Raw genomic sequence first — 7,138 nt, forward strand, 5'->3', positions numbered from 1 at the left:
GATGACGAGCCACTCACGCTGGATGTCAGCGGGCTTGGGGCTGTACGTGCGCACGGCTGTATCCCGATCTCGTTCGTAGTGCCGGATGGAAGATGTCCCACCCGGTGTGGTGCTGCGGCTTCTGACGAACACTGCCTGGTTTCTGTTCACCCAGGTCTGCACCCGTCCACGAGGAACGGGCGCGGCAGGAGTCGCGACCAGCAAGGCTACGCCCGGCGTTCCCGGGGGTCAAAACGCCGCATTGCGGCACACCCAGCTTCCGACCGGCCTGACCGGGTTGGCGGGACCAGCCGGGTCGCGGCTAGGTTGGAGGGACCCCTTCCAGACCTCCAGGACAGGAGCCGACGTGACCGACGCAGCGGCCAACTCCGACTCCCTGACCGTACGCGACAACCGCACCGGCCAGGAGTACGACATCCCGATCACGGATGGCACCATCAACGCCAAGGACCTCGGCCAGATCAGGACGGACGAGAACACCCCCGGGCTGGCGACGTACGACCCCGGCTTCGTCAACACGGCCTCGTGTCGCAGCGCCGTGACCTACATCGACGGCGACAAGGGCATCCTCGAGTACCGCGGCTACCCCATCGAGCAGCTGGCGGAGAAGTCCAACTTCCTCGAGGTCGCCTACCTCCTCATCCACGGCGCGCTCCCCACCAAGGAGGAGTACGACGCCTGGGTGCACGAGATCACCTACCACACGTTCGTGCACGAGAACGTCAAGTCGTTCATGGAGGGCTTCCGCTACGACGCCCACCCCATGGGCATGTTGATGGCCTCCGTGGGTGCGCTCTCGACGTTCTACCCCGACGCGCGCAACATCGCCGACGCCGACAACCGGCACATGCAGATCGTCCGCATGATCGCGAAGATGCCGACGCTGGGCGCGTGGTCCTTCCGCCACGCGCAGGGCAAGCCGTTCGTCTATCCCGACAACGACCTCGGCTACACCGCCAACTTCCTCTCGATGCTCTTCAAGATGAGCGAGAAGAAGTTCGAGGCCGACGAGCGTCTGGTCAAGGCCCTCGACGTCCTGTTCATCCTCCACGCCGACCACGAGCAGAACGCCTCCACCAACGCGGTCCGCTCCGTGGGTTCGACCCAGGTCGACCCCTACTCGGCGGTGGCCGCCGGCGTCGGTGCACTCTTCGGACCGCTCCACGGTGGCGCCAACGAGGCCGTGCTCCGCATGCTGCGGCGCATCGGCAGCACCTCGGAGATCCCGGCCTTCATCGAGGGCGTCAAGGACGGCAACGAGAAGCTCATGGGCTTCGGCCACCGGGTCTACAAGAACTACGACCCCCGGGCCAAGATCATCAAGAAGTCCGCCGAGGACGTCTTCGAGGTCACCGGCACCAACCCGCTCCTCGACATCGCCAAGGAGTTGGAGAAGATCGCGCTGGAGGACGAGTACTTCGTCAAGCGCAAGCTCTACCCCAACGTCGACTTCTACTCGGGCCTGATCTACGAGGCCTTCCAGTTCCCGCCGGAGATGTTCACGGTCCTCTTCGCCATCGGCCGCACGCCGGGCTGGTTGGCCCAGTGGCTCGAGCTGGTCCAGGACAAGGACCAGAAGATCGCACGCCCCAAGCAGATCTACACCGGTGACCGCGAGCTGACGTTCACGCCGTCGTCCGAGCGCTGGGCTTGAGCGCCGCGCGGGTCATGCGGCGCAGCCGCAGGACCCGTCGCGGCGCGAGGGGCGCAGCACGGCGCCAGCCGGGCAAGCAGACAGAGCTGACAGAGCTGAGAGAGCTGACAACGTGAGCGTCTGGCGGACGCCCGGGATGCCCCAGCTGGGGCTCCTCTCGGTCGTCGGTTTCGCCGGCTACGCCGCGCTGCTGGCCGTCGCGCCGCTGTGGGCCATCCGGGGTGGAGCATCCGAGGCCGGAGGCGGACTCGTCAACGGCGTGCTCCTCGGCGCCACCGTGCTGGCGCAGCTGGCCGTGCCACGTGCCCTGGCCGCCTTCGGGACACGGCGGGTCCTGGCCGCCGGCCTGCTGCTCCTCGGGCTCCCCGCCCCGGCCTACCTCCTCTCCGACGGCCTCGTCTGGGTCCTGGCCCTCTCGGCGCTGCGCGGAGTCGGCTTCGGAGTCCTCACCGTGACCGGGTCCGCGGCCGCCGCGCAGCTCGTCGATCCAGCGCGACGGGGACGGGCGATCGGCGCCTACGGGCTCGCGGTCGCCGTACCGAACCTGCTCCTGCTCCCGGCGTCCGTTCCCCTCGCCGAGCAGCTGGGCTTCGCGTGGGTCTTCTGGATCGCCGCGCTGCCCGTCCTGGGGGTCCCGGCCGCGCTCGGCCTCGGGTCCGTGCTGCGTGACCTCGGGCACGACCGACCTGCATCCACCACCTCGCGCACCGGCCGCCCGGACACCCGGACGCTGCTCGTCATGGTGCCGCCGATCCTCGTGCTGTTCGCGGTCACCATGGCCGGCGGCGGGCTGCTGACCTTCGCTCCCCTGCTGGCAGGCCCCACCACCGCGATGGCGCTGCTCCTCGGCATGGGTCTCACCGCGACCCTCGCCCGCTGGCTGGTCGGGCACGTGGCCGACCGGCACGGGGCGTCCCGGTTCCTGGCCCCGCTGCTGGTCGTCGCGGCGGCAGCCGTCGCGGGGTGTGCTTGGGCGGTCGACCACGATCGTCCGGTCGCCCTCGTCGTGGCGGCGACCGTCCTGGGGATCTCCTACGGCGCCCTGCAGAACCTCACCCTGGTGGCGGCGTTCGCGGCCGCTGGACCGGGCCGCATCCCTGTGGCCAGTGCGGCCTGGAACATCGGCTTCGACGCCGGTACGGCGACGGGTGCTGTGGCCGTGGGCGCGCTCGCGGCCTCCAGGTCCTTCCCGGTGGCCTTCGTCGTGATGGCCGCGGTGCTGCTCGCGGCAGCCATCCCTGCGCTGGCTCCCAAGCAGGCACGCCCAGCGCGTCGACCGCATCCGCCGAGCTGACCGCTAGCAGTGCCGTCGGAGACCTTTGGCGGTCTCCCAGCCGTCTCTCAGGGCCTCCACAGGTGGAGTGAGCAAGATGATCCACATGAGCGAAAGAAGTCGTGGACGTGCTGGACTTGCCGCCTTCGTGATCGGCACGTCGCTGGTCGTGGGCGGCGGGGCCGGCGTCGGGGGCGCCGCGCTCTGGGACCAGACGCAGACCGACACCCCCTCATCCCGTACGTCACCGAGCGCGACGACGACCGTCTCGGACCAGGCCGACCAGCAGCCCGACGAGACCGCCGACGACCAGGCCCAGGAGCAGGCCGGGCAGGGTTCGGTGGAGGACGTCGCCGCCGCGGTGCTGCCCTCCGTGGTGAAGATCGACGTGGTCGGACCGGAGGGCGCCGGTTCCGGCTCGGGCATCATCCTGACCGAGGACGGCAGGATCCTGACCAACAACCACGTCATCGACGCCGCCAGCGACACGGGCCAGATCGTGGTGAACTTCGTCGACGGGACGAGCGCCGAGGCGACCATCCTCGGCGCCGACCCCCTCACCGACACGGCCGTCATCCAAGCCGAGGGCGTGAGCGATCTCGACGCCGGCGACATCGGCAGCTCGGCAAGCCTCGCGGTGGGGCAGGAGGTTGTCGCCGTCGGCTCGCCCTTCGGCCTGGACGCCACCGTCACCAGCGGCATCGTGAGCGCCCTGGACCGACCCGTCAACGTCGGGCGGGACAGCATCGGCAACGCCACGACCTACCCGGCCATCCAGACGGACGCCGCCATCAATCCCGGCAACAGCGGCGGCCCGCTCGTCGACATGACTGGCGCTGTCGTGGGGATCAATTCCTCCATCCGCACGGCCGCGTCGCAGTCGGGCGGGGCGGGGCAGGCCGGTTCCATCGGGCTGGGCTTCGCCATCCCGATCGACGGAGTCATGCCTGTCGTGGAACAGATGAGCGCCGGCGAGACGCCGACGCACGCGCGCCTGGGGATCAAGGTGAGCGACGCCCGGTCGGACAGTGCCGCCGGAGCGCTCGTCGGCGAGGTGACCGCGGGCTCGACCGCGGACGAGGGGGGCCTGGCCCCGGGAGACGTCATCACCCGGATCGACGACATGCGGATCACCGGCGCCGACTCGCTCGTGGCCACCATCCGGTCCTACCGTCCCGGCGACACGGTCGCCCTCACCTGGCTCAGCGGCGACGAGGAGAAGACCGGCGACTTCGTGCTGGACTCGGACGCAGAGTGACCTCCAGTCTCGGGTCCCCAGCGTCCCGTGTGGATGAACCCGCCATGATGGGCGACATCCACCACGTCTGACCCGAGGAGCAGCATGCAGCTCGAGCTGTCCGCAGAGGACGCAGCCTTCCGTGAGGAGATGCGCACCTACTTCACCACCGAGTTCCCTCAGGACATCCGCGACACCGTGCTCGAGGGACGAGAACTCTCACAGGAGCAGATCGTCCGCAGTCAGCAGGCGCTGAACGCGGCGGGCCTCGCCGTGCCGCACTGGCCGGAGGAGTGGGGCGGTCGCGGGTGGACCGATCTCCAGCGCCACCTGTGGCACGAGGAGATGCAGGCAGCCGGCGTGCCGACACCGCTCGCCTTCAACGCCTCGATGATCGGACCGGTGATCGCCCAGTTCGGCACCGAGGAGCAGAAGGCACGCTTCCTGCCAGCGACGGCCAACCTTGACATCTGGTGGTCGCAGGGCTTCTCCGAGCCCGACGCCGGCTCCGACCTCGCCAGCCTGCGCACCACTGCAGTGCGTGACGGCGACGACTGGATCGTCAACGGGCAGAAGACCTGGACGACGCTGGGCCAGTTCGGCGACTGGATCTTCACCCTCGTCCGCACGGACCCCGAGGTGAAGAAGCAGGCCGGGATCTCGATGCTGCTCATCGACATGACCTCGCCCGGGGTGGAGGTCCGCCCGATCGAGCTGATCGACGGCTCCCACGAGGTCAACGAGGTCTGGTTCGACGACGTGCGCGTGCCCGGCGACCTGATGGTCGGCGAGCTCAACAGCGGCTGGACGATCGCGAAGTTCCTGCTCGGCAACGAGCGGGTCGGTGTCGCGCCGGTCGGCGCGACCAAGCGCGCCCTGGCGACGCTCAAGCGCAACGCCGGCGACCTCCTCGACGACCCGCTCACCCGCGCTCGGGTGGCCGAGCTCGAGAACGAGCTGCTGGCGCTGGAGCTCACCGCGCTGCGAGTGGTGGCTCACTCCGCCGGGGGCGAGCCGCACCCGGCGTCCTCAGTCCTGAAGCTCAAGGGCACCGAGCTGCAGCAGGCTGTCAGTCAGCTTGCGCTCGACCTCGCCGGACCCGGTTCCTTGGCGTACGGCGCCGAGGACGACTCCGAGGTGCCCGGCTGGGCCCGCCGCTCCGCCCCGACCTACCTCAACCTCCGCAAGGCCTCGATCTACGGTGGCTCCAACGAGATCCAGCGCCAGATCATCGCCCGCACGATCCTGGGACTCTGACATGGACTTCACCTACGACGACGAGCAGACCGCCCTCCGCGAGGCCGTCCGCGGACTCGCGACCAAGGCCTACGGCAGCTTCGAGGACCGGCGGCAGGTGGTCGCCCAGGCACCCGGCTTCGACGAGGCCCAGTGGGCCCGGCTGGCCGAGATGGGCGTCCTGGGGCTCCCCTTCAGCGAGGACGACGGCGGGGTCGCGGCAGGGCCGGTCGAGATCGGCCTAGTCTGCCAGGAGCTGGGCCGGGTCCTTGCTCCCGAGCCGTTCCTCGCCTCCGTGGTGCACGCCGGCGGTCTCGTCGCTGCGGCGGGCTCGCCGGAGCAGCGCGCCGACCTGCTGGGTCGGCTCGCTGCCGGCGAGATCGTGCTGGCTGCTGCCGACACCTCTCCGGGGGACCGGTGGAGCGCCGACGGCGGTGGCGTCACGGCCGCCCAGGACGGTGAGGCGTGGACGCTCACCGGGGTCCGCGACCCGGTCCCCAACGGCGCCCGCGCCGACCACCTCGTGGTGACCGCGTTGCTGCCCGACGGCGGCACCGGGCTGTTCGTCGTCGAGGGCTCGGCGGCCACCCGCAGCGACTACGCCGTCATCGACGGCAGCCGCGCTGCCAGGGTCCAGCTGGACGCCACGCCCGCGGTGCCCCTCGGCGAGCCCGGCCACGACCTCAGGCCCACCATCGCGACCATCAGCGACATCACCCGGATCATGGGCGCCCAGCAGGCCCTGGGTGTCATGCAGGCGCAGGTGGCGTCGACGACCGACTACCTCAAGAGCCGCAAGCAGTTCGGGGTCACGCTCAACTCGTTCCAGGCCCTGACGTTCCGCGCAGCGGACATGTACGTCTCGCTCGAGCTCGCCCACAGCGTGGTCGACTGGGCCACGATGGTCGTCGGTTCCGGCACCCGCGCGGACATCGCCTCGGCGGCCGACCGGGTGGGCCTCCAGGTCTCGCGCGCCGCCCGCCACATCGGGCAGGAAGCGATCCAGCTCCACGGCGGGATCGCGATGACAGCCGAGTACTCCGTCGGCGTACGGACGGCACACCTCGCCGTCCTCGAGCAGTGGCTCGGCGGCGCACAGCACCACCTCACACGACTGGCCGCGACCGTGACGGACCACGAGACGGTCGAAGCGCTGGGCTGATGGACCTCTCCCTGTCCCCCGAGCAGCAGGCGTTCCGCGACCTCGCCCGCACGTTCCTGGACCGCGAGGCGGTCCCCCACCGGCAGCGATGGGACCGCGACGAGGCGGTCGACCTCGCGATCGTGCCGAAGATGGCCGAGATCGGGTTCTTCGGCCTCACCATCCCGGAGGAGTACGGCGGCCTGGGCGGTGACTACGTCACCTATGCGCTGGCGATGGAAGAGCTCGGCCGGGCCGACTCGGCGCTGCGGGGGATCGTGTCGGTGAGCAGCGGTCTGGTCGGCAAGTCCATCCTGTTCTTCGGCACCGAGGAGCAGAAGCAGGAGTGGCTGCCCGAGCTCGCGACGGCCACCAAGCTGGGATGCTTCGGCCTGACGGAGCCCGACACCGGCTCCGACGCGGGCAACCTGACGTCGCGGGCCACCAGGGACGGCGACGACTACGTCCTGAACGGCCAGAAGCTCTTCATCACCAACGGCACCTGGGCTGACGTGGCGCTGATCTTCGCCCGCACGAGCGACGAGGGTCCGCGCGGCATCACCGCGTTCCTCGTCCCGACCGACGCGCCGGGGTTCG

Annotated in this window: 6 protein-coding genes; all 6 read left to right on the forward strand. The window is 70.1% G+C overall.

What is annotated here, in order from left to right; all coding sequences use genetic code 11:
- The first annotated feature begins 346 nt into the window (after positions 1–346).
- A complete protein-coding gene (locus JWN68_RS06660; RefSeq protein ID WP_297736460.1) occupies positions 347–1,654 on the forward strand; it encodes a citrate synthase in 1,308 nt (435 codons plus the stop codon).
- Positions 1,655–1,766: 112 nt separating this feature from the next.
- The gene (locus JWN68_RS06665) at positions 1,767–2,948 is read left to right on the forward strand and encodes an MFS transporter (protein WP_297736463.1); all 1,182 of its coding nucleotides are present in this window, start codon (positions 1,767–1,769) and stop codon (positions 2,946–2,948) included.
- 85 nt (positions 2,949–3,033) lie between these two features.
- Positions 3,034–4,185 carry a trypsin-like peptidase domain-containing protein gene (locus tag JWN68_RS06670; RefSeq protein ID WP_297736466.1) on the forward strand — a complete coding sequence of 384 codons (1,152 nt, stop codon included), beginning with the start codon at positions 3,034–3,036 and terminating at the stop codon, positions 4,183–4,185.
- Between the two features lie 84 nt (positions 4,186–4,269).
- Entirely contained in the window at positions 4,270–5,421 is a 1,152-nt protein-coding gene (locus tag JWN68_RS06675) for an acyl-CoA dehydrogenase family protein (RefSeq protein WP_297736469.1), read from the forward strand.
- A 1-nt stretch (position 5,422) separates the two neighbouring features.
- Complete coding sequence (locus JWN68_RS06680) at positions 5,423–6,562, forward strand: acyl-CoA dehydrogenase family protein (RefSeq protein WP_297736473.1); 1,140 nt, start codon at positions 5,423–5,425, stop codon at positions 6,560–6,562.
- Positions 6,562–7,138: acyl-CoA dehydrogenase family protein (locus JWN68_RS06685; protein ID WP_297736476.1), on the forward strand; the 577-nt coding region annotated here is incomplete at its 3' end. The genes JWN68_RS06680 and JWN68_RS06685, both read left to right, overlap by 1 nt.

Source organism: Nocardioides sp. (assembly GCF_025964975.1).
In the GTDB taxonomy this organism is placed as follows: domain Bacteria; phylum Actinomycetota; class Actinomycetes; order Propionibacteriales; family Nocardioidaceae; genus Nocardioides.